Below are 21046 nucleotides of genomic sequence, written 5' to 3' on the forward strand. Positions count from 1 at the left end.
ATAGACCATATGGGCCGCAGCAATCGCGAGAGAACCGAGCAGACAAGGCAGGCGCTGATCGACGCCGGGCGGCGCATCTTCGTCGACAAAGGTTATGCCGAAACGGCGACGCCTGAGATCGTCGCGGCGGCAGGGGTGACGCGCGGGGCGCTCTATCACCATTTCGAGGACAAGAAGGCACTGTTCCACGCGGTGATCGCATGCGAGGCCCAAGAAGTGGCCAAGGCAATCGAGGCGTCTTCGGCGCCGAAACAAGGAGCGCGGGCGGCACTGATCGCCGGCGCTTCGGCCTATTTCGCCGCGATGGCGCAGCCAGGGCGAACACGGCTGCTGTTAATGGAAGCGCCCGCCGTTCTCGGATCGCCGGTGGTCGCCGCACTGGATGCGGAGAATGCGGAGAAGAGTTTACGGGAAGGACTTTCGACGTTTCTGCCGGAGGCAGGCGCCTTGCTCGACCCGCTGACGTCACTGCTGTCGGCAGCTTTCGACCGCGCCGCGATCGCGATCGACGCCGGCGGGGACAGGCGGGATTACGAGCAGGCGATCGCCGTCTTACTCGACGGCCTCGCCGATCACCTGCGGCGGTAGCTCGACGAGCGGCGCGGGAATATCTGAACTTTTCTCCGGCGATTTGCAAATGTCGGCGATGACGCAGCGCTCGCATTCGGGGCGGCGTGCCTTGCAGGTGTAGCGGCCGTGCAGGATCAGCCAGTGATGGGCGTGATAGAGGTAGTGTTTCGGAACAACTTTCATCAGCCGCGCCTCGACCTCGTCGGGCGTCTTGCCGGGGGCCAGCCTGATGCGGTTGGCGATGCGGAAAATGTGTGTGTCGACCGCCATCGTCGCCTGGCCGAAGGCCATGGACAGCACGACATTGGCGGTTTTGCGCCCGACGCCGGGCAGCCGGACCAGTTTCTCGCGCGTTTCCGGTACCTGGGCTGCAAATTCGTCGACCAGCATCTTGGAAAGTGCGATGACGTTCTTTGCCTTGTTGCGGTAAAGGCCGATCGTCTTGATGTAATCGCGGAGCTTCTCCTCGCCGAGATCGAGCATTTTCTGCGGCGTGTCGGCGACCTTGAAGAGCGCCCGCGTCGCCTTGTTGACCCCGGCGTCGGTTGCCTGAGCGGAAAGCGCCACGGCGACGACGAGGGTAAAGGGGTTGGTATGCTCGAGTTCGCCCCTCGGCTCCGGCCGCTGCACCGAGAAACGGCGGAAGATCTCCTCGCGCTCAGCCACGGAATAGGCGGTTTTCACCGCCGCTGCCGGTTTGCGGCGGGTGATGACATTCGAGTTTTGCGACGGTTTGACAACGGTTTTGAGTTTCGGATTCGCCATAGAGAATCTATACTCAACGGCCATGATGGAAAGCAACGCCGACAGCTTCAACGAAAAGCCTGTTTTCGCAGCCGAACTCTTTCCCCACCGATCGCTCGGGCGCAAGGGCTTCAGGGTGCTGCTCATATTGTCGGGCGCCGTCTGCTTTCTCTACGGCATGTTCTTCACCGTGACCGGCGCCTGGCCGATCGGCTTCTTCTTCGGGCTGGATTTCGTCCTGCTTTACGGCGCTTTCTGGCTGAGTTACCGCTCCGGAAGGGCACGCGAGGAAGTCACGGTGTCGCGCACGGATGTTTCGGTGCGCAAGTTTGCGCCGTCGGGGCGGATGGTGGAGCATCATTTCAACCCGTTCTGGGCGCGTTTCCTCGTCCGCCGGCATCAGGAAATCGGCATCCTCTCCATGCAGATTTTCGGCGAGGGCCGGCGCACGGATGTCGGCTCCTTCCTGAACCCTCACGACCGCGAGAGCTTCGCCAAGGCTTTCAAAGGGGCGCTCGCCACGGTCAAGCAACGTCTCTGAACCGATCCGCCGGAGGCGCAAGAATCGGGTGGTTTGGCCGTCCGCCCTTGATTATCTCCTGTCTAAAGGAGAAAAACGATGAATATGATCGCGAAGCTCGACACAGATATCACCCCCGGCGGCCCCGACTACGACACCGTCCGTCGGGTCATTGAACTCATCAGCGAAGAATATCGCGACCAGCCCTCGCTGGAAGCGATCGCGGCGCGACTGAACCAGTCCCCAACGCAGCTTCAGAAGACCTTCACCCGCTGGGCCGGCCTCTCTCCCAAGGCCTTTCTGCAAGCCGTCACGCTCGACCACGCCAAGCGGTTGCTGCGCAAGGAAGAGATGCCCTTGCTCGAAACCTCCATCGAGATCGGGCTTTCCGGCCCGAGCCGCCTGCACGATCTCTTCGTCACCCATGAGGCGATGTCTCCGGGCGAATGGAAGGCGAAGGGCGGCGGCCTGACGATCCGCTACGGCTTCCACTATTGCCCCTTCGGTGCGGCCCTCGTCATGGTCACGGATCGCGGCCTCGCCGGCCTTGCCTTCAGCGACGGCGGCGACGAAAAGGCCTGCCTGGAAGATATGACCTGCCGTTGGCCGAATGCCGAATACGTCGAGGAGCCGCAGGCGACGGCTCCCTATGCCGAGCGCATCTTCCAGCCGGGCCGCTGGACGTCGGACCAGCCGTTGCGGGTCGTCCTGATCGGAACGGATTTCCAGGTCAGCGTCTGGCAGAGTCTGCTGAAGATCCCGTTCGGCAAGGCCGTGACCTATAGCGATATCGCCAGGGATATCGGCCGGCCGACCGCCATGCGCGCTGTCGGCGCCGCCGTCGGGGCCAATCCGATTTCCTTCGTCGTGCCCTGCCATCGCGCGCTTGGCAAGAACGGAGCATTGACCGGATATCATTGGGGCCTGACCCGCAAGCGGGCCATGCTCGGCTGGGAATCGGCCCACGCCTGATACATGTCGGAACTAGTCGAAATCGGAATTGATGATCCGAGCGATGATGTCATCATCCAGATTCGATAAGGCCTCCGCGATATCGATGTGCCCTTTAGCGACTGCCTGGGCTGCGCTTGCCGACCGGAAGGTCCACCGATCCCATGCTTCATGGCGATGAAGGCTTACACATTCGGTCAGGGGTGCGATCGCGTGTCGATAGGCTTCTTCCAGATCAGCCGGTAGCTCCGGCCCTCGCCCTGTCTTCCGAGAAACCTCAATGCTGGCCGGTAACTGATAGAATGAGAAATCGATCGGAGTTGCCGTGGTGAGTGCGATTCTAACGATATGGGGAACGGCCGCATATGAAGCCGTGTAGACATCACCCTGATGACAAAGGCTTGACCACAGACTGAACCAGGGTTCTGCGTTAGGAGCGGGCATTGGTTCAGGCGATTCTTGGAGATTTTTCATTAGCTTAGGCGTATCCCTCGCAGGGCCGTAGCAATGCCGTAATTCATCCCAACGCCGACTATCGAGTGAAAGCATGAACTCATTCCGCCAGTCGCAATAGTTCTCGCGCCGCACTTTCATCGGTGATCAGCGTATTGCAGCCGATGCGCTTGATTGTGGCGCGGATGGCAACGGCCCGATGGGCGCCGCCGGAGGAGAGTACGATGTGCTTGGCTTCCTTCAGCGTGTCGAGATCGACGGACATCACCCGACGATTGATCGAGTGGTCGACCGAATTGCCATCTCTGTCGAGGAAGTTGAACATGGTGTCGCAGACGCAGCCGGCGTCGATCAGTTCCTGCAGTTCGGCTTTCGATATCCAGCCTTCCGACAGTGAGGTCGAATGCGGGCCGATATCGCCGCAGCTGACGATCGCCAGATCAAGATTCTCGGCGAGCCGGTAGATGGTGTCCAAGCCGCACTTCTCGATGAGATTGCGCTTGGTTTCGACGGAATCGACCAGAAGCGGTGCCAGGAACATATAGCATTCGGCGCCGAGCTGATTTGCCAGCCGCCACGTATAATCGATCGGATTCGTCTGGTGGACGGCGACGATGCCGCCGAGCAGCGACACGACCTTGCAATTGGCGCGGCGCGGTGGCCGGAAGCTCGACAGCGAGGCGGTCATCGTGCGGCCCCAGCCGACGCCGATCGTATAGTCGTCCGGGATGGCCTCGGAAAGGAACTGGCCAAGCGCCAGGCCGACATTCTTTGCCAGCGAGGCGACGTCGCCGTGGACCGGCGCCGGCACGACGATCGCCTCGTCGAGGCCGTAGGCGCGCTCCAGCTTCACCGAAAGCTCGACGCAATCGCCGATCGAATCGTTGATCCAGATCTGGACTTCGCTGCGCTTCATCGCCTCGTCGAGCAGGCGGATGACGGTGGTGCGGCTGATACCGAGCTGTTCGGCGACATCCTTCTGCGTCAGGCCCTCGTTGTAATAGAGCCACGCGGCCCGCAGCCGTAGCGAGGATGCCTCCGAATAGGCCGTATGCGTGCCGCGTTTGAGCTTGACCACATGTCCTCCAGCCGAGTTCCTGCCCTAAATCCCATCAGGGATGAATGGCTGTCGCGGCGCGTTTGTTGCGAGGATAATGACGGGCGTGACACTTATGTCAATTGAAATGCACAAATGTCCTTGACTTTTCCTCGGGCGAATGGCGATAGTCCCGGCGACACGAAGTCGTTCTGTGCGTCCGAGGAGGACATAGTGCGGGCATGCCGAAAGTCACGACCGGCCTTCCAGCCGCAGGCGACATCGCTTGCGTTCGGCGTGCGGGTTGCCCGCGGGAACACGGCCACTGTCCTTCACGTTTATGAATCATCCGTGACGGATGTGCGCATTTTTGCCTGCAGCATGCCGACAGCCTGTCGGTAGATCACCTTTGCCGGGCGGAACTCGCGCCGGTCGCAGCCCAAGTTCAACAAGGATTATTGACCATGACATCCAAGCTTGACCAACTCCGCGAGATCACCACCGTCGTCGCCGATACCGGCGACATCGAGGCGGTCGCGCGCCTGAAGCCGGTCGATTGCACGACGAATCCGAGCATCGTGCTGAAGGCGCTCGGCACACCGATGTTTGCCGATGCCATCAAGGAAGCCGTCGCCTGGGGCAAGACGCAGGGCGGCAATCCTGAAGCCGTCTCCTCCGCCGTCGCCGATCGCCTCGCGATCTCGGTCGGCGCTGCGCTGGTGAAGCTTGTCCCCGGCAGGGTCTCGACCGAGGTCGATGCCGACCTTTCCTTCGACACCGAGGCTTCACTTGCCAAGGCGCGCTCGATCATTGCCGCCTACAAGGATCGCGGCATCGAACGGGACCGCATTCTTATCAAGCTCGCGTCCACCTGGGAGGGCATCCGCGCCGCCGAAGTGCTGCAGAAGGAGGGCATCGACTGCAACCTGACGCTTCTCTTCAGCAAGGCCCAAGCGATCGCCTGCGCCGATGCCAAAGTGTTCCTGATCTCGCCCTTCGTCGGCCGCATTCTCGACTGGTACAAGAAATCGACCGGCAAGGATTACACCGCCGAGGAAGATCCGGGCGTTATCTCCGTGCGTGACATCTACAACTATTACAAGGCTAACGACATCAAGACGATCGTCATGGGCGCCTCTTTCCGCAATGCCGGCGAAATCGAAGCCCTTGCCGGCTGCGACCGGCTGACCATCAGCCCGGCTCTGCTAGACGAACTTTCCAAGGATGAAGGCAAGCTGGAGCGCAAGCTGTCGCCGGAGAGCCGCAAGCCCGACGCCAAGATCTCGGTCGACGAGAAGACCTTCCGCTGGATGATGAACGAAGACGCGATGGCGACGGAAAAGCTCGCCGAAGGCATCCGCGCCTTCGCCAAGGACCTGACGACGCTGCGCAGCATGGTGCAGAAGGAACTGCAACTCGCTGCCGCCTGATCGCGGTGCGCAAACTATTGGAGGCGTGGAGGCCGGCTGGCCTCCACGCCTTTTTCGTGCTGATATCAACGGCCTATGCGGCCGGAGGCGACGATAGTGCAAGAGAAGCGGGCAAGTTCTTTGGCGACGTTTTTCCGAAGACATGCAAGCTTCATCATCGCTTTCCTGGCCGGGCTTGCGGTCTTTCTGCTGGTGACATCGCGTGAGGTCAGCGCCCGCAACATCCTATTCGGATGGAATGCGAGCGCCGGCGTGTTCATCGTGCTCAGCTGGCGCAAGATGCTGCAGGCGACAATCGAAAGCATCCGCGAACGCGCTGCGGATCTCGATTTTTCCGATACGGTCCTTTTGGCTCTTTCGATCGGCGCAGCCGTTGCCAGCATCGCCGGCATCGGCCTCGAGCTTCATTCGATCAAGGAGGCTACACCCGACGTCGCGCTCACGCGGGCAGGCGGCGCCGTGCTGACGATCCTGATCTCCTGGATTTTTCTGCACACGCTCTTCACCATTCACTATGCCCATTATTTTTATGGCGGGGCCGAGGAAGGGGGCGGCTTGACGTTTCCCGACGGGATCGAAGAGCCCAGCTATTGGGACTTCCTCTATTTCTCCTTCACCATCGGTGTTGCGGCGCAGACGGCGGATGTTGCAGTCGGGTCGACCGGCATGCGTAAGCTGACGCTGTTGCATGCCGTGCTGTCTTTCCTGTTCAATACGACGATCCTGGCGCTGGCGATCAATGTCGGCGCTAGCCTGCTATAATGCGGTTTCCATGAGAAAAGCGCAAGCAAGAGCGGCTGGCCGATCGCCGCCTTTCGACCGGAGGGTAAGATGGAAAGCGCCTCAAGCCGGCTGCCGCCGGCCGATCTCATTCTTCTCCTGGGCAGGCTTCTGCTGTCGCTGATCTTCCTGCACGAGGGGTTGTCGCTTGCGGCCGATCTCGCTGCGACCATAGACACCTTCGAAAAACTGGGTCTTTCGGCGCCGATCGCCTTTGCCACCATCGTCCTTCAGATCGGCGCCGGCCTTTGCGTTGCGACCGGGTTCCTCAGCCGGATCGGTGCCTTGGCGCTGGCACTCTTTTGTCTGGCAACCGCCTTTCTCTTCCACACCAACTTTGCCAGCCACAACGAGCTCCTGCATTTCGAGAAGGATCTGGCGATTGCCGGAGGCATGTTCGTCCTGGTGGCTGCGGGCGCCGGATCGATATCGATCGGCCATCTGCTGAAGAAGCGGACCGATCGGTTGCACCGCTGGCTAAGGGCGATGTTATAGCAGGCGCAATCCTGCCGCTGCCATCGAAAGGCCGGTTAGAGAGCGAGAGGTGGCTTCGGGCCGGAGGCTTGCCGAATGCCGCTGGCCGCAACTTACAGAACTGCTTGTCCGGCCAACAGTGCAAGGACGAGGAAGATCAGGAAGATCACCAGGGCGATGCCGAAGAGCACGCGAGCGATGGTCGCCGTGGCTGCGGAAACACCGGAAAAACCGAAGAAGCCGGCGATGATAGAAATCACGAGAAATATCAGAGCCCATTTTAGCATGGTGTCATCCTTTGCTTTTGCCTGAGAAGACGCCGCAACCGGGAGATTGTTCCAGACCGTTGGCATCGGACCGCATTGCCTCGGGCGAAACGAGGCTCCCTTCAAAGCGTATACCGGCTGTGATTTGCCGATCGACGATCAATCACCGGCAACCATCGTAGGCTGCGCTCCGATATGGTCTGGCGCGGCGGCAAGCCCTTGCTCGCACCTTGCGCCAGACTGGCTGAGCAGATCAGGCTGTTCGCCGTTCAGCCGTGATTGATCATCACGTGACGCACGGCGGTGTAGTCCTCCAGCGCGTAGGTCGACATGTCCTTGCCGTAGCCAGACTGTTTGAGGCCGCCATGCGGCATCTCGTTGACCAGCATGAAATGCGTGTTGATCCAGGTGCAGCCATATTGCAGACGGGCGGCGGTCTTCATGCCGAGGCCGATATCCTTGGTCCAGACCGAGGAGGCCAGGCCGTAATCGCTGTCGTTCGCCCAGGCGACGGCATCGTCGGCATCGGAAAAGCGGGTGACCGAGACGACCGGGCCGAAGACCTCGCGGCGGACGATCTCGTCGTCCTGCAAGGCGCCCGCAATGACGGTCGGGGTGAAGAAGAAACCTTTGTCGCCGGAGATCTTGCCGCCGGTGGTAATCTCCATGTGCTTGTGTTCGGAAGCGCGGGCAACGAAGCTTTCGACGCGATCGCGCTGGCGCCGGGAGATTAGCGGGCCGATTTCGTTTTCGGTATCGTCGGCGTGGTTGAAGCGAATGCTTGCGACGGCCGAGGAGAGATCGGCGACGAAATTGTCGTAGACCCTGGCATCGGCATAGATACGGCAGGCTGCCGTGCAGTCCTGTCCGGCATTGTAATAGCCGAAGGTGCGGATGCCCGACACGACGGCATCGATATCGGCATCATCGAAGACGATAACCGGCGCCTTGCCGCCGAGTTCCAGATGGGTGCGCTTGACCGTTTTGGCGGCGGCTTGCAGCACCTTTTTGCCGGTGGCGATATCGCCTGTTATCGAGATCATGCCGATCTTGGCGTGATTGATCAGCGCGTTGCCGACGCTTTCGCCGCGGCCGAGGATGACGTTGACGACGCCTTCGGGCAGGATTTTGGAGAGCAGCCTCGCCATCTTCAGCGCGGTCAGCGGCGTCTGCTCCGAAGGTTTGAAGACAACAGTATTGCCGCCGGCGATCGCCGGCGCCAGTTTCCAGGCCATCATCATCAGCGGATAGTTCCACGGCGCGATCGAGCCCACGACGCCGATCGGATCGCGGCGGATCATCGAGGTGTGGCCGGGGAGGTATTCGCCGGCGGCCGGTGCATGCAGGTTGCGCACGGCGCCGGCGAAGAAACGATAACAATCGACGATCGCCGGGATTTCATCGTTGAGCACTGATTTGATTGGCTTGCCGCAATTCAAAGCCTCCAATGCGGCGAAGCCGGCGGCATCCTTCTCGATGGCGTCGGCGATCTTCAGCAGGTAGCCGGAGCGTTCGCCCGGCGTCGTCTGCGACCAGCTTTTGAAGGCTTTTTCGGCGGCATCGACAGCGGCGTCGACCTGGGACAGCGAGGCTTCGGGAAGGTCGGTCACCGTCTCGCCAGTCTTGGGGTTCAGGATGTGCTCTTCCGTCTCCGTGCCTTTTTCGAAGCGGGAACCGATCAGCATTTGGGTATCCATGATGTTCTCCCTGTTATTTGCCGGCGCCGGCAATCTGGTCGCCGTCGCGGGTGAGGTAATAGGCTGCCAGGATCGGCAGGAAGGTGACGAGCACCACGACCATGGCGACCACATTGGTGACCGGACGCTGGCGCGGGCGGATGAGTTCTTCGAGCATCCAGATTGGCAAGGTCGATTGCTGGCCGCCGGTGAAGGTGGTGACGATAACCTCGTCGAAGGAAAGCGCGAATGCGAGCATGCCGCCGGCAAGAAGCGCGGTGCCGATATTCGGCAGGATGACATGGCGGAAGGTCTGGAAGCCGTCGGCGCCGAGGTCCATCGAGGCCTCGATCAGTGAGCCCGAGGTGCGGCGGAAGCGGGCGACGGCATTGTTGTAGACGACGACCACGCAGAAGGTGGCGTGGCCGAGCACGATGGTCCAGACCGAAAACGGGATGTCGAATAGGCTGAAGGCGGAGCGCAGCGCAATGCCGGTGATGATGCCGGGAAGCGCGATCGGCAGGATGACCAGCAGCGAGATCGCCTCGCGGCCGAAGAATTTCGTCTGGCTGACGGCTGCCGCGCAGAGCGTGCCGAGGACGAGCGCGATCGCTGTGGCGATGACCGCGACCTGCAGCGAAAGGCCGAGCGCCGACCAGACATCCGGCCGGTTCCAGGCGACGGCGAACCATTGCAGCGTCAGCCCGGGCGGCGGCCACTGATAGCTCTTCTCCTCCGTCGTGAAGGCGTAGACGAAGATCAAGAGGATCGGCAGGTGCAGGAAGAGCAGCCCGATCCCAGCGGCGATCTTCAGGGGCAGCGGCGCTGTCTTGAGATCAGAGCGCATCGAAGGCTCCCTGTTTCTTGGCGAGCCACAGATAGAGCGCCATGATGACGATCGGCACGACGGAGAAGGCGGCCGCCAGCGGCACGTTGCCGGCCGTTCCTTGCTGGGCATAGACCGCCTGGCCGATAAAAAGCCTGGAAGAGCCGATGATCTGCGGGATAATGTAATCGCCCAATGTCAGCGAGAAGGTGAAGATCGAACCGGCGACGATGCCGGGCAGCGCCAGGGGCAGCAGCACGGTGCGGAAGGTCTGACGCGGTGTGGCGCCGAGATCCGCCGAGGCCTCGATGAGGTTGCCGGGCACGCGTTCGAGCGCCGCCTGCGTCGGCAGGATCATATAGGGCAGCCAGACATAAACGAAGACGATGAAGGTGCCGAGGTAGCTCACCGACAGCGAATTGCCGCCAACGACGGGCAGGTTCAAGATGCCGTCGAGCAGCCAGGTGAGACGGAGCTTCTCGAAGATCCAGGTGAGGATGCCTTCCTTGGCGAGGATCAGTTTCCAGGCGTAGATCTTGACGAGATAGCTCGACCAGAGCGGCAGCATGACGCCGAGATAAAACAGCGCCTTCCATTTGCCCTGGGCATAACGCGCGGCATAGTAGGCGATCGGGAAAGCGATCACCGCGGATGCGAGGGTGACGAGTGCGGCCATTACGACGGTGCGGATGATGATGTCGAAATTCGTCGGGCTCAGAAGCTGGGCGTAGGTCGACAGCGTGAATTCGTAATTCACCAGTCCGGAAAAATCGTCGATCGAGAAGAAGCTCTGCAACAGCAGGGCGATCAGCGAGCCGATATAGATGATGCCGAGCCAGAGCAGCGGCGGCGTCAACATCAGGAAGAGCAAGAGCTTCGGGTGCCGCCAGAAGGTGTCCGACATCAGGCCGAAGAACCCGCCGCGTCGCGGAAGGATCGATGTCTTGCCGCCTGACATGGTGAGCGCCGTCATGCCGCGTCGTCCATATAGTGGATATCGGCAGGCTTCCAGGCAAGCCGGATGCCGGCGCCGACATCCGGCACGGGTGAGCCCGCCGGCAGCATGACATGCAGCCGGCTGCCCTTGAGATCGACGGAGAGGCGTGTCGCCGCGCCGAGAAAACTTGCGCTTTCGACTTTCGCCTCGACGCCATCGCTTGCCAGCCGGATCGCCTCGGGGCGCAGGCTCGCCCAGCGCTTCTCGCCGCCGAGCGAGGCCATCAGATCGGGTGTGATCACGTTGGACGAGCCGACGAAATCGGCGATGAAGCGGGTCTTCGGGCAGCGGTAAATTTCCTGCGGCGTGCCGTGCTGGACGATGTTTCCATTGTTGAAGACGGCGACACGATCGGCCATGGACAGGGCCTCGCCCTGATCATGGGTGACGAAGACGAAAGTGATGCCGAGCGCGCGCTGCAGGCTCTTCAATTCCTCCTGCATCTGCTCGCGCAGCTTGAGGTCAAGCGCGCCGAGCGGCTCGTCGAGCAGCAGCACTTTCGGCTTGTTGACCAGGGCGCGGGCAAGCGCCACACGCTGGCGCTGACCGCCGGAAAGCTGACCGGGGCGGCGGGCGCCGTAGCCCGGCAGTTTGACGAGATCGAGGGCGTCGTTCGCAGCCTTCATCCGTTCCGCCCTGCCGACGCCCTTGACCATCAGCCCGTAGGCGACATTGTCGAGGATGTTGAGATGCGGAAAGAGCGCGTAGTCCTGAAACACGGTGTTGACGTTGCGCCGATAGGGCGGAACGCCGTCGGCAGTCTCGCCGAAGATCTGAATGCGGCCCGCGGTCGGCTGCTCGAAACCGGCGATCAGCCTGAGACACGTCGTCTTACCGGAGCCGGACGGGCCGAGCATGGCGAAGAACTCGCCCGGCGCGATCTCGAGATCGACGCCGTCGACGGCGCGAACCTGGCCGAAATGGCGCGATACCTGCTGGAAACGGACGGCTGAGGTCATGGGAGGGCTCCGGGGATAGCTATCTTCTGCCGCGTTAGCCCCTCATCCGCCCTGCCGGGCACCTTCTCCCCGCGCGCGGGGAGAAGGGGACACGCGGCGCTGCTTCTGCTCACCAACTTGTCGCGGGGCATGTTCCCTCTCCCCGCAGGCGGGGAGAGGGTTAGGGTGAGGGGCTGTGACGCAGCTACCTTCCGCCGATCACGCCGATATAGTCCGACACCCAGCGATGATAGGGAACGCATTCGCTCTGCGTCACGCATTTGGCGACCGGGGTCTTCCAGAACTTGATCTTGTCGAAGTGATCGAAGCCATTGGTGGCGCAGCCGGTTTCACCCATCAGTTCGTTGCCCTTGCAGGCGGCAGGAACGGAGGGGACGGCGCCGAACCAGGCGCCGGCGTCGCCCTGGACCTTGGCTTGCAGCGAATGTTCCATCCACATATAGGCGCAATTCGGGTGTTCGCTGTCGGCGTGCAGCATGGTGGTGTCGGCCCAGCCGGTGACGCCTTCCTCCGGGAAGGTGGAGGCTATCTTCTGCTTGTCGGCCTGCAGTAGGTTCACCTGGAAAGGCCAGGAACCGGAGGCGACGACGCCTTCGTTCTTGAAGTCGTCGATCTGGATCATCGCATCGTGCCAGTAGCGCGAGACGAGCTTGCGCTGGCCGCGCAGCAGATCGAGGGCCGCCTTGTACTGATCTTCGGTCAGCTCGTAGGGGTCCTTGATGCCGAGATCCGGCTTGTGGGCCATCAGATACATGGCCGCGTCGGCAATATAGATGGCGCCGTCATAGGCCTGGACGCGGCCCTTGTTCGATTTGCCGTCGGGCAGCGTCTGTTCCTCGAAGACGACGTTCCAGCTGGTCGGCGCCTTGTCCTTGAAGGCATCGGTATTGTACATCAGCACATTAGGGCCCCAGAGATAGGGCACGCCGTAATGTACGCCGCCGACCGTATACCAGGCGCCGTTCTGCAGACGCTGGTCGACATTCTTGAAGCTCGGGATCAGATCGGTGTTGATCGGCTGAACACGCTTGCCGGCGATGAGGCGCAGCGATGCGTCGCCCGATGCGGTGACGAGGTCGAAGCCGCCCTCGTTCATCAGCGAGACCATTTCATCCGAGGTGGCGGCGGTCTTGACGGAAACCTTGCAGCCGGTCTCTTTTTCGAAACCGGTGACCCAGTCGTAGTTCTTGTCGGTTTCGCCGCGTTCGATGTAGCCGGCCCAGGCGACGATGCTGACCGCACCCTCGCCTTTGCCGAGCGCCTTCAGCGGTTCGGCGGCGGTCACCTGCGTCGCGAAGCTCAGGCAGGCGATCGCTGCCGTGCAGGATTTCAAGAGATTCGTCATCGTCCGGCTCCCGGTCTGGTGCCACTTTCCGTGGCGGTTTGTTCCCGCTCAAGAAGGTGATCCGAAATGGGCGCTTTCGCAAATTCATTTATCAGAAAGGCGATATCGGAAATTCCGATTTCAGCGGACGCGGCCGGATCGCAGGCTTTCGGCGATGCCGACGAAATCGCGCGCCGCCTGCGGCAGGCTGGAGCCCTTGCGCCAGACCATGCCGACCTGGACCACCGGCAGCGAGCCGGAGACGTCGCGGCTCTCGATGCGGTCGCCTTCGAGTGACCACGGGCGGTAGACGAGGTCGGGAAGTAGAGCGACGCCGGCGCCCGTTGCGACCAGGCTGCGCACCGCCTCCACCGAGCGGGTGCGGAAGGCGACATGCGGGCGGGCGCCGAGCGCCGACAGCAGCTTGCCGGTATTCTCCTCGATTTCGTCGACCGTCAGCATGATCAGCGGTTCGCGGGCGATATCGGCGACCGAGATAATATCGGCCGAGACCAGCGGATGGCCCATCGGCAGCCATAGCCGATAGGGCGAGGTTTCGAGGATTTCCGCCTGCAGCGCCATGCGGTCGCGCAGGTTCGATATCACCATGACCGCGACATCGAGTTCGCCGCCGACCAGGAGATGCTCGAGATAGCTGCCATTGTCCTCTATCGCACTGACCTCGACTCCAGAACAGGCGCGCCGGTATCGCGCCAGCAAGTCGGAGAGAACGTAGCCGGCGACGAGCGAGGTGACGCCGATGTTCAGCGTGCCGGAAAGGGCGCTCTGCCGGCCGGAGAAGCTGGTGCGCGCATCGGAGACGGAGGCGAGGATCTTGGTCGCGTGACGGAGGAACTGGTGTCCGTTGTGGGTGATCGTCAGGCCGCGCGGATGGCGCTCGAAGAGCTCGACGCCGAGATCGGTTTCGAGCTCCTTCAGCGCTTCCGTCACCGAGGATTGCGAGATCGAAAGATTCTGCGCGGCGCGTGTCACCGAACCTTGTTCGGCGACGGCGACAAAATATTGGATCTGGCGAAGCGTGAAGGCCATCAGAGTTTAGAGCATGAAGGAATGTGTGGTGGCAAGCGGTTGAAAAAGGCGGACCTTTTTTGGTGTTTTTTCAAAATGGGGCAGGCTTGGCATGCTCACTTAAACTTTCGGAAACGTCAGTTCTCTAGCATTCCCGGCACCTGTCCTGCGTTGGAGTTTGAGATGGCGGAGCAGTTGGCGTGAAGGCCTTACTGCGCATATTCCGGCCTACCCGGAAATTGGCAATCATCATCGGCGGCGTCGCGCTTCTGGCAGGCGTTTCCGGTGGTGCGGCGCTATATGTCGGCAAGGACAGGTTGATGGGTGTCTCCGGCGGCGGTTCCGGGCTCGAATGCTCCGACGTCAACCTGGTGACGATCAAGAAGCAGGATCACGTCTGGATACGGAAATACATCAAGACCGAACCAACCGACGGCATGACGCGTGTCAGGACGGCGCTGCGTGTCGCCCAGGCTGTTTATGCCGCACAGAAACCGGATCTGGTACAGGTGGTGGTGCTCGACGAGAACGGCCCGACGCTGCGCGCCGATATTCGCGGCCGGGCAATCGGCGCCGACGTCGTCTACATCCCGCATCCCGACAAGACGATTCCCGGTCTCGACGACAAGCCCTATACGGCGCGCTACTATGACGGCAAGGCCAGCGAAAACGGGCTGTTCTTCGGCGAGCGCATCGACATGCCGGCCGACGAGATCGCCATGATCAGCGCCTCGTTCAAGGATCCAGAGGATTGTGTCGACCCAGTCGCCGTCGCCTCGACCAAGAATGAGGAAATGGGCAAGAAGGATGCAGGCGGCGGACATGGCGCGGCATCCGCTGCCGAAAGCGAAGCCGTGCCCGCCGGCGAGAGCGGCAGCCCCGACGTGGTGGCTGAGGCGCCGGCCGAAGAGCCGCCGGCGGAAGCTTCAAAGATACACTGACCGCAGCATGAAAAAAGCGGAGCGCCCCCTACAGCGCCTGCGCGTCTTATCAGACGCGCAAAGGACGCTGTAGCACTTTTGGATGGCTGCATAATTCTCTCCTTAAATCGATTCCGATTTAAGGAATTATGCAGTGGCACTCCGCTTTCGTTTTCCGACGTCTCTTCCTGTCAGTCGGCTTTGCTGCGGCGGGCCGGGAAGAGGATGACGTCGCGGATCGACGGCGCATTGGTCAGCAGCATGATCAGACGGTCGACGCCGATGCCGAGACCGCCGGCCGGCGGCATGCCCTGGTCGATCGCGTCGAGGAATTCCTCGTCCAGCTGCTTTTCCCTTTCGCCGCGGGCATGCGCCTGTTCGAGCTGCTCGACCATGCGGCGGCGCTGCTCCTCGGGATCGTTGAGTTCCGAAAAGGCGTTGCCGAGTTCCCAGGCGTTGCAATAGGTCTCGAAGCGTTCGACTAGCCGCGGTTCGCCCGGCACTTCCTTGGCGAAGGGCGAGATGTCTTTCGGGAAATGCGTGACATGGGACGGCTGGATCAGCGTCGCTTCGACCTTCTCCTCGAAGATGAAGGCGAGGCATTCACCCCAGGTCCAATCCTTCTCGACGGCAAAGCCGGCAGCCTTGGCAGCAGCGCGCGCTTCCTCATCGGTCTTGATCGCGAGGAAATCGATGCCGGTCGCTTGCTTGACGGCATCGGGCATCGGCACGCGCTTGAACGGCCCTTTGAAGGACATCGTCTTGTCGCCGAAGGGGAACTCCGTGGTGCCGTGAATGGCAAGCGCCAAGCTCTCGAACAGCCGCTCGACGAGGTCCATCATGTCCTCGTAATCGGCATAGGCCCAGTAGCACTCCATCATCGTGAATTCGGGATTGTGCCGGGTGGATACGCCTTCGTTGCGGAAGTTGCGGTTGATCTCGAAGACCTTGTCGGTGAGGCCCGACACCAGCGTGCGCTTGAGGAACAGTTCCGGCGCGATGCGCAGATACATGTCGAGCTTCAGCGTGTTGTGATGCGTCTTGAACGGCTCGGCGGTGGCGCCGCCATAGATCGATTGCAGCATCGGCGTCTCGACTTCCATGAAGCCGTCATTCTCCATGAAGCGGCGGATGCCGGAGACGATCTTCGAGCGCTGCTGGAAGCGCAGCTTCGAATCCTCGTTGGTCATGATGTCGAGATGGCGCTTGCGATAACGCAGCTCGATGTCGGAAAGGCCATGCCACTTCTCGGGCATCGGCAGCAGCGACTTGGTCAGCATCTCGATCTTCTGGGCGTTGATCGTTAGTTCGCCGCGCTTGGTGCGGCGCACGATGCCGGTAACGCCGATGATGTCGCCGATGTCGATCATCGGCAGCAGGGCGCGGGCTTCCTCGCCTGTGACATCCTTATGCGAGAAGATCTGGATCTTGCCGGACGCGTCATGGATATCCATGAACATGCCCGAATTGCGCGAGGAATAGACGCGGCCGGCGACGGTGACGACATCGTGCGTCTCGACATCCGGTTCCAGGGATTCGTATTTGGCGCCGAGCTCGGCATTGGTCATCGTCCGGTGGAAATGCGCCGGATAGACTTCGCCGATCTGCTCGCGCAGCAGTTTCAGCTTCTGGGCGCGCACCTCAGTCGCGTCGGAGGAAAGAGTGTTTTCGGTCTTGTTGTCAGCCACTGTCGAAATCCTCTGACTGTTCTTACTTCGAGCCGACGAGGGCGGCGACCGCCTGCGCGGCGAGCTTCAGGCGCTGGCGCACGACCGAGCGGCCGAGGATCGCCATGGAATCGAAGAGCGGCAGCGAGCGCGACGAGCCGGAGACGGCGACGAAGAGCGGCGAGACCACGACCTTCAGCTTCTTGCCCATGCGGTCGGCGATGGCGCGCAGCTCCGCCTCGATCGTCTCGACATTCCATTCCAAGATCTTTTCGAGATCCGGCTGAACGGTGTTGAGGATCTCGAGAATCTCTTCCGGCGGCGATTTGATCTTGGCGAAGTCGGACGGCTGCAGCCCGAGATCGGACTTCAGCAGGAAGCCGGCGAGATCGGGCAGCTCGCCGAGCTTGGAAATGCGGGTCTGCGACAGGCGCAGGCCTTCCTTCAAGCGCTCGTTTTCCATCGCCCAGGTCAGCACGCGCGCCTGAAACTCCTCTTCCGAGAGCTTTTCGCGAATCCAGCGGCCGTTCAGCCAGTCGAGCTTCTGGATGTCGAAGATCGCGCCGGCCTTGGAGAGGTTGTCGGGATCGAACTTTTCCGACAGCTCATCCATCGTCAACAATTCCTCGCCTTCGGCGATCTGGATGAAGAACAGGCCGAGGAAGTTCATCAGCGCTTCGGGGATATAGCCGAGCGCCGAATAATAGGAGATCGAGGTCGGGTTCTTGCGCTTCGACAGTTTCGACTTGTCGGCATTGCGCATCAGCGACAGATGCATGAAGACCGGCTGGTCCCAGCCGAAATAGCGATAAAGCAGGATGTGCTTCGGCACCGAAGCCAGCCATTCCTCGCCGCGGGCCACATGGGTGATCTGCATCAGATGGTCGTCGATGACGTTGGCCATGTGATAGGTCGGCATGCCGTCGGCCTTGATCAGCACCTGCATGTCGACCGAATCCCAAGGGATGGAGACATCGCCGTAGACGCCGTCGGTGAAGTCGCAGGAGCCTTCAGCCGGGATCTTCATGCGAATGACCGAGGCTTCGCCGGCAGCGGTGCGCGACGTCACTTCCTCCGCCGTCAGGCTGAGGCAAAGGCCATCATATTTCGGCGGCTTGCCGGCGGCGCGCTGCGCTTCGCGCATCTGCTCCAGCCGCGCTGGCGTGCAGAAACAGCGGAAGGCGTGGCCCTTGTCCAGCAGCTCCTGGGCGTAAGGCTGGTACATCGGCTTGCGGTCGGACTGGCGATAGGGGCCATAGGGGCCGCCGATATCGGGACCTTCCTTCCACTCGAGCCCGCACCATTTCAGTGCGTCCAGCACCTTCGTCTCGAATTCAGGGGTCGAGCGCGTCGCGTCGGTATCTTCGATGCGCAGGATGAATTCGCCACCATGTTTCTTGGCGAAGAGATAGTTGAAGAGAGCGATATAAGCGGTGCCGACATGCGGCTCGCCGGTCGGCGAGGGAGCGATGCGGACGCGAACGCCGGTAGCTGTGCCGGAAACTGTCATTGTGTGTGCCCGTCAATGAATGCCGGACGGTTTTCGCGGGAAAGCGACGTTCGGCCGGAAGGATGCAGATATCTTCGGCAAACCGGCCGGAAAAAGGGCATATGCCCGCACCATCCGCCGATCGTCCGTTCGGCTGGCCTTAGGCCATATTCAATCCGGCGCGTCAAGAAAAACCGCGCCTGCAAAGGGCCTGACGACCTGGGACAGGGCGCGCCGGCTGCGACGCGCCCCTTGCTTCAGTCTCAGTGAGCGCCTTCGCGTTTCCGCTTGCGGGCGTTGCGCGCGAACATGTTCAGCACCTCGACCAGCGCGGAGAAGGCCATGGCGGCGTAGACGTAACCCTTCGGTACGTGGAAGCCCATGCCTTCGGCGATCAGCGTCGTGCCGATCATCAGCAGGAAGGCGAGCGCCAGCATGACGATCGTCGGATTCCGCTCGATGAAGTTGGCAAGCGGGGTGGCGGCGACCAGCATGACGGTGACGGCGGCGATGACGGCGATCACCATGATCGGCAGGTGTGGCGTCATGCCGACGGCGGTGATGATGCTGTCGACGGAGAAGACCAGGTCGAGCAGCAGGATCTGGCCGATGGCCGAGGCAAAGCCTGTCGTGACGGACTTCGCGATGAAATCCTCCTGATGATCGACCGGATCGACCGTGTGGTGAATTTCCTTGGTGGCTTTCCAGACGAGGAACAGGCCGCCGGCGATCAGGATCAGATCCTTCCAGGAGAAGCCGTGTCCAAAAGCTTCGAACAGCGGTTCGGTCAGCTGCACGATCCAGGCGACGGTGCCGAGCAGCGCCAGGCGCATGATGAGGGCCAGACCGATACCGATCTTGCGGGCCTTCTCCCGGTGCTCGTGGGGCAGTTTGTTGGTGAGAATGGAAATGAAGATCAGGTTGTCGATGCCGAGAACGACTTCCATCACCACCAGCGTGATGAGCGCCACCCAGGCGGCCGGATCCTGAATGAGCGTCATAATTTCCTGCATTAGCTTATATCCCCTTGCGTCACCGATGACGCCCGCAATGTAGTGTCCGCGGTCTGCTGCGCAAGCACCGCAAGGGGATATACGAAATCGATGTGACTTTTATTCCCTAGAACAGGATGATTTAAGGCCGGGTCGGCCTTGAATTTGAATCCTGTTCTAAATTAAACAGTTAGAGCATGTGTCGCCCGAAAACCGCTCACACTTTTCGGCATCATGCTCTGATAGGTAGCCAGATTTCAGTGACGCCCATGCCGGTATAAGGGTCGAAGCGCTCGTCGTAGCGTTCGAACATGTCAGGCGTTTCGCCGTGGTCCAGGCCTGATGTCGGCCACCATGCGCCGAAAATCCGGTTCATGGTGAGTGGAATCCCGGAGACATGGCCGCGATGGGTGAAGACGACGTAGCGCTGGCCGGGAAGCTTAAGGGTTGCGAAATCCGGCGGCAGATCGCCGGTATCGGAGATTTCGACCGCGGCCATATAGCGGAATTTCTCCGCTTCGCCGTCGATATGCGTACAGATGCCATAGGCGACATTGCCCTTCTGGCCGGAGATATGGCCGAAATGGGCATTGAATCTCTGCCAGAGGGAGGGAATGGCGGCATTGCCGCCATGGGCGTAAATCTCCTGCAGACCGGCAAAGAGCATCGGCGGAAGGTTTTCGAAGCGGGGCGGTTCGAGGTCGTTCAGGTGGGCGGGGTCCATTCTGATCGGCTCCAGTAAGATAAGGTTACGAGTGTGCCCTTGTCTGCGCACCGCATCCGGCGTTATGCCGAACTGGTCGCGAAAGGCACGGGTGAAAGCTTCGTGGGAGCCGTAGCCCGCGCAAAGCGCAACCTCGAGGATGGTGGATGAGCCGCTGACCAACGCGGGTACGGCGCGGCTGAGGCGCCGCCCCCTGATATAGCCGCTGATCGAGTGGCCGGTGACCAGCCCGAAGACGCGCGACAGATGGTAGCGCGACAATCCGGCTGCTTCCGATATCTCTTCCAGCGATATATCGCTTTCGAAATGGCTCTCTATGAACCAGATCGCCCGTGCGATGGCGCTCATTCTCACTCCCCTGGTTGCGGCTTCTTCCTTAGAGAAAAGCCGAAAGCCGGGTTTGATCGTTCTTGCGGAGTTTTGGCCGATGCAAGCGAGCAGTCAAGAAAACCGATCAGGCGGTTTCGTGCCGGCGTGCGCCATAGGCCGCCATGAAGACCCTGATCGCACCGCGAATGACGCGGTCGATCTCTTCGCGAGTCGGCGGTTCTTCCATGCTGCCGAACAGGCGCAGCTTGAAGAAACTGCCACTGGCAAGATCGAGAAACTGGCCGGCGGCCAGATCGATGTCATCAATGACAAGTGTGCCCTCGGCGATATGACGTTCCAGGAAATCGCGCATTATGGTGCGCAGATTGACCGGCCCCTTGAAGAAGCGCTGACAGAGCGCCGGCATGCGGTCTCGAACGCCGAGAACGGTACGCATCGCAGTGATGACCTTTTCGTCGGTCATATGGGTGACGAAGCTTATTCCGAATTCATACAGTCCGGACTCGGGATCGTCATGTTCGGCAAGCGCCGTGCGCACGGCGGCCACGAAGGCGGCGCGCTCGGTTTCGACCATCGCCGAAAAGAGTTCTTCCTTATTGGTGAAATAGACGTAGAGCGTTCCCTTGGAAACCCCGGCCTCACGCGTCACGTCGTTCATGCTGGCGGCGTCGAAGCCCATTTTCATGAAGACGCGTTTGGCGCCGTCGAGGATCTGCTGGCGCTTGGCCGGATCTTCGCCCGCGGCAAATCGGCCTCCAGCGGGGGGAGGGCTGAATACGGCGGCATTGTCGGATTTCAGCGTCATGTCTCCTTAACCGTGTTTACGGTTTCGCCTCTTCCTTAAAAGAAATCGAACCGATTGGTTCTATGCATCTTGATATGACGGTAA

22 protein-coding genes are annotated in these 21046 nt (G+C 61.1%); 7 read left to right on the forward strand and 15 right to left on the reverse strand.

Translation table 11 applies throughout. The features are described from left to right. Window positions 1–9: 9 nt before the first annotated feature. On the forward strand, window positions 10–588 hold the full coding sequence (locus A7X77_RS11940; RefSeq protein ID WP_064683137.1) for a TetR/AcrR family transcriptional regulator: 579 nt from the start codon (window positions 10–12) through the stop codon (window positions 586–588). On the opposite strand, the gene nth is transcribed toward A7X77_RS11940, so the two are convergent. Beyond that, window positions 553–1359: an endonuclease III gene (nth, locus tag A7X77_RS11945; protein WP_197486829.1), complete on the reverse strand. Its 807-nt coding sequence runs from the start codon at window positions 1357–1359 to the stop codon at window positions 553–555. The two genes, A7X77_RS11940 and nth, sit on opposite strands and share 36 nt — an antisense overlap. On the opposite strand from nth, the gene A7X77_RS11950 reads away from it, so the two are divergent. Beyond that, window positions 1358–1855 carry a DUF2244 domain-containing protein gene (locus tag A7X77_RS11950; RefSeq protein ID WP_064683139.1) on the forward strand — a complete coding sequence of 166 codons (498 nt, stop codon included), beginning with the start codon at window positions 1358–1360 and terminating at the stop codon, window positions 1853–1855. The genes nth and A7X77_RS11950 overlap by 2 nt on opposite strands. Window positions 1856–1933: 78 nt before the next feature. Beyond that, window positions 1934–2806 (forward strand): methylated-DNA--[protein]-cysteine S-methyltransferase, encoded by an 873-nt coding sequence (locus A7X77_RS11955; RefSeq protein WP_064683140.1) that lies wholly within the window; start codon window positions 1934–1936, stop codon window positions 2804–2806. 12 nt (window positions 2807–2818) lie between these two features. Here A7X77_RS11955 and A7X77_RS11960 read toward each other — a convergent pair whose 3' ends face one another. Together A7X77_RS11960 and A7X77_RS11965 are read right to left on the reverse strand one after the other, a co-directional pair. Then, the gene (locus A7X77_RS11960; protein ID WP_245293744.1) at window positions 2819–3259 is read right to left on the reverse strand and encodes a hypothetical protein; all 441 of its coding nucleotides are present in this window, start codon (window positions 3257–3259) and stop codon (window positions 2819–2821) included. 79 nt (window positions 3260–3338) lie between these two features. Continuing rightward, on the reverse strand, window positions 3339–4316 hold the full coding sequence (locus A7X77_RS11965) for a sugar-binding transcriptional regulator (RefSeq protein ID WP_064683142.1): 978 nt from the start codon (window positions 4314–4316) through the stop codon (window positions 3339–3341). A 422-nt stretch (window positions 4317–4738) separates the two neighbouring features. Here A7X77_RS11965 and tal point away from each other — a divergent pair, with 422 nt between their 5' ends. From tal to A7X77_RS11980, 3 genes are all read left to right on the forward strand, one after another. After that, window positions 4739–5704, forward strand: a complete 966-nt coding sequence (gene tal / locus A7X77_RS11970) for a transaldolase (RefSeq protein ID WP_064683143.1) — start codon at window positions 4739–4741, stop codon at window positions 5702–5704. 93 nt (window positions 5705–5797) lie between these two features. After that, complete coding sequence (locus A7X77_RS11975; RefSeq protein WP_156668106.1) at window positions 5798–6466, forward strand: DUF1345 domain-containing protein; 669 nt, start codon at window positions 5798–5800, stop codon at window positions 6464–6466. 69 nt (window positions 6467–6535) lie between these two features. Next, the gene (locus tag A7X77_RS11980) at window positions 6536–6979 is read left to right on the forward strand and encodes a DoxX family protein (protein WP_064683145.1); all 444 of its coding nucleotides are present in this window, start codon (window positions 6536–6538) and stop codon (window positions 6977–6979) included. A gap of 92 nt (window positions 6980–7071) precedes the next feature. On the opposite strand, the gene A7X77_RS11985 is transcribed toward A7X77_RS11980, so the two are convergent. From A7X77_RS11985 to A7X77_RS12015, 7 genes are all read right to left on the reverse strand, one after another. Then, window positions 7072–7245: a DUF1328 domain-containing protein gene (locus tag A7X77_RS11985; RefSeq protein WP_064683146.1), complete on the reverse strand. Its 174-nt coding sequence runs from the start codon at window positions 7243–7245 to the stop codon at window positions 7072–7074. 248 nt (window positions 7246–7493) lie between these two features. Next, a complete protein-coding gene (locus A7X77_RS11990) occupies window positions 7494–8921 on the reverse strand; it encodes a gamma-aminobutyraldehyde dehydrogenase (protein ID WP_064683147.1) in 1428 nt (475 codons plus the stop codon). Window positions 8922–8934: 13 nt separating this feature from the next. Continuing rightward, the gene (locus tag A7X77_RS11995) at window positions 8935–9747 is read right to left on the reverse strand and encodes an ABC transporter permease (RefSeq protein WP_064683148.1); all 813 of its coding nucleotides are present in this window, start codon (window positions 9745–9747) and stop codon (window positions 8935–8937) included. Continuing rightward, window positions 9737–10699, reverse strand: a complete 963-nt coding sequence (locus tag A7X77_RS12000; RefSeq protein WP_064683149.1) for an ABC transporter permease — start codon at window positions 10697–10699, stop codon at window positions 9737–9739. Before A7X77_RS12000 ends, A7X77_RS11995 begins: the two co-directional genes overlap by 11 nt. Then, a complete protein-coding gene (locus A7X77_RS12005) occupies window positions 10696–11682 on the reverse strand; it encodes an ABC transporter ATP-binding protein (protein ID WP_064683150.1) in 987 nt (328 codons plus the stop codon). The genes A7X77_RS12000 and A7X77_RS12005 overlap by 4 nt, the downstream gene beginning before the upstream one ends. Window positions 11683–11866: 184 nt before the next feature. Further along, window positions 11867–13027 (reverse strand): ABC transporter substrate-binding protein, encoded by a 1161-nt coding sequence (locus A7X77_RS12010; protein WP_064683151.1) that lies wholly within the window; start codon window positions 13025–13027, stop codon window positions 11867–11869. Between the two features lie 120 nt (window positions 13028–13147). Next, complete coding sequence (locus tag A7X77_RS12015) at window positions 13148–14056, reverse strand: LysR family transcriptional regulator (RefSeq protein WP_064683152.1); 909 nt, start codon at window positions 14054–14056, stop codon at window positions 13148–13150. Window positions 14057–14235: 179 nt separating this feature from the next. On the opposite strand from A7X77_RS12015, the gene A7X77_RS12020 reads away from it, so the two are divergent. Beyond that, window positions 14236–14976, forward strand: a complete 741-nt coding sequence (locus tag A7X77_RS12020) for a hypothetical protein (RefSeq protein WP_064683153.1) — start codon at window positions 14236–14238, stop codon at window positions 14974–14976. 170 nt (window positions 14977–15146) lie between these two features. On the opposite strand, the gene lysS is transcribed toward A7X77_RS12020, so the two are convergent. The 5 genes from lysS to A7X77_RS12045 all read right to left on the reverse strand — a co-directional run bounded on the left by lysS (window position 15147) and on the right by A7X77_RS12045 (window position 20962). After that, on the reverse strand, window positions 15147–16643 hold the full coding sequence (lysS, locus tag A7X77_RS12025; protein WP_064683154.1) for a lysine--tRNA ligase: 1497 nt from the start codon (window positions 16641–16643) through the stop codon (window positions 15147–15149). A gap of 22 nt (window positions 16644–16665) precedes the next feature. After that, window positions 16666–18132, reverse strand: coding sequence for a glutamate--tRNA ligase (gltX, locus tag A7X77_RS12030; protein WP_064683155.1), 1467 nt, complete (start codon window positions 18130–18132; stop codon window positions 16666–16668). Between the two features lie 242 nt (window positions 18133–18374). Next, window positions 18375–19124 (reverse strand): TerC family protein, encoded by a 750-nt coding sequence (locus tag A7X77_RS12035; protein ID WP_064683156.1) that lies wholly within the window; start codon window positions 19122–19124, stop codon window positions 18375–18377. 211 nt (window positions 19125–19335) lie between these two features. Continuing rightward, entirely contained in the window at window positions 19336–20175 is an 840-nt protein-coding gene (locus A7X77_RS12040) for an AraC family transcriptional regulator (RefSeq protein WP_064683157.1), read from the reverse strand. 106 nt (window positions 20176–20281) lie between these two features. Then, a complete protein-coding gene (locus A7X77_RS12045; RefSeq protein ID WP_064683158.1) occupies window positions 20282–20962 on the reverse strand; it encodes a TetR/AcrR family transcriptional regulator in 681 nt (226 codons plus the stop codon). Between the last annotated feature and the right edge of the window lie 84 nt (window positions 20963–21046).

Source organism: Rhizobium bangladeshense (assembly GCF_001662075.1).
GTDB lineage: Bacteria > Pseudomonadota > Alphaproteobacteria > Rhizobiales > Rhizobiaceae > Rhizobium > Rhizobium bangladeshense_B.

Bases quoted from the DNA above. Each gene is read 5' to 3' on its own strand.
- A7X77_RS11940 (WP_064683137.1), top strand. From the start codon at position 10: ATGGGCCGCAGCAATCGCGAGAGAACCGAGCAGACAAGGCAGGCGCTG.
- A7X77_RS11950 (WP_064683139.1), top strand. From the start codon at position 1,358: ATGATGGAAAGCAACGCCGACAGCTTCAACGAAAAGCCTGTTTTCGCA.
- nth (WP_197486829.1), bottom strand. From the start codon at position 1,359: ATGGCCGTTGAGTATAGATTCTCTATGGCGAATCCGAAACTCAAAACC.
- A7X77_RS11955 (WP_064683140.1), top strand. From the start codon at position 1,934: ATGAATATGATCGCGAAGCTCGACACAGATATCACCCCCGGCGGCCCC.
- A7X77_RS11960 (WP_245293744.1), bottom strand. From the start codon at position 3,259: ATGAAAAATCTCCAAGAATCGCCTGAACCAATGCCCGCTCCTAACGCA.
- tal (WP_064683143.1), top strand. From the start codon at position 4,739: ATGACATCCAAGCTTGACCAACTCCGCGAGATCACCACCGTCGTCGCC.
- A7X77_RS11980 (WP_064683145.1), top strand. From the start codon at position 6,536: ATGGAAAGCGCCTCAAGCCGGCTGCCGCCGGCCGATCTCATTCTTCTC.
- A7X77_RS11985 (WP_064683146.1), bottom strand. From the start codon at position 7,245: ATGCTAAAATGGGCTCTGATATTTCTCGTGATTTCTATCATCGCCGGC.
- A7X77_RS11990 (WP_064683147.1), bottom strand. From the start codon at position 8,921: ATGGATACCCAAATGCTGATCGGTTCCCGCTTCGAAAAAGGCACGGAG.
- A7X77_RS11995 (WP_064683148.1), bottom strand. From the start codon at position 9,747: ATGCGCTCTGATCTCAAGACAGCGCCGCTGCCCCTGAAGATCGCCGCT.
- A7X77_RS12000 (WP_064683149.1), bottom strand. From the start codon at position 10,699: ATGACGGCGCTCACCATGTCAGGCGGCAAGACATCGATCCTTCCGCGA.
- A7X77_RS12005 (WP_064683150.1), bottom strand. From the start codon at position 11,682: ATGACCTCAGCCGTCCGTTTCCAGCAGGTATCGCGCCATTTCGGCCAG.
- A7X77_RS12010 (WP_064683151.1), bottom strand. From the start codon at position 13,027: ATGACGAATCTCTTGAAATCCTGCACGGCAGCGATCGCCTGCCTGAGC.
- A7X77_RS12015 (WP_064683152.1), bottom strand. From the start codon at position 14,056: ATGGCCTTCACGCTTCGCCAGATCCAATATTTTGTCGCCGTCGCCGAA.
- gltX (WP_064683155.1), bottom strand. From the start codon at position 18,132: ATGACAGTTTCCGGCACAGCTACCGGCGTTCGCGTCCGCATCGCTCCC.
- A7X77_RS12035 (WP_064683156.1), bottom strand. From the start codon at position 19,124: ATGCAGGAAATTATGACGCTCATTCAGGATCCGGCCGCCTGGGTGGCG.
- A7X77_RS12040 (WP_064683157.1), bottom strand. From the start codon at position 20,175: ATGAGCGCCATCGCACGGGCGATCTGGTTCATAGAGAGCCATTTCGAA.
- A7X77_RS12045 (WP_064683158.1), bottom strand. From the start codon at position 20,962: ATGACGCTGAAATCCGACAATGCCGCCGTATTCAGCCCTCCCCCCGCT.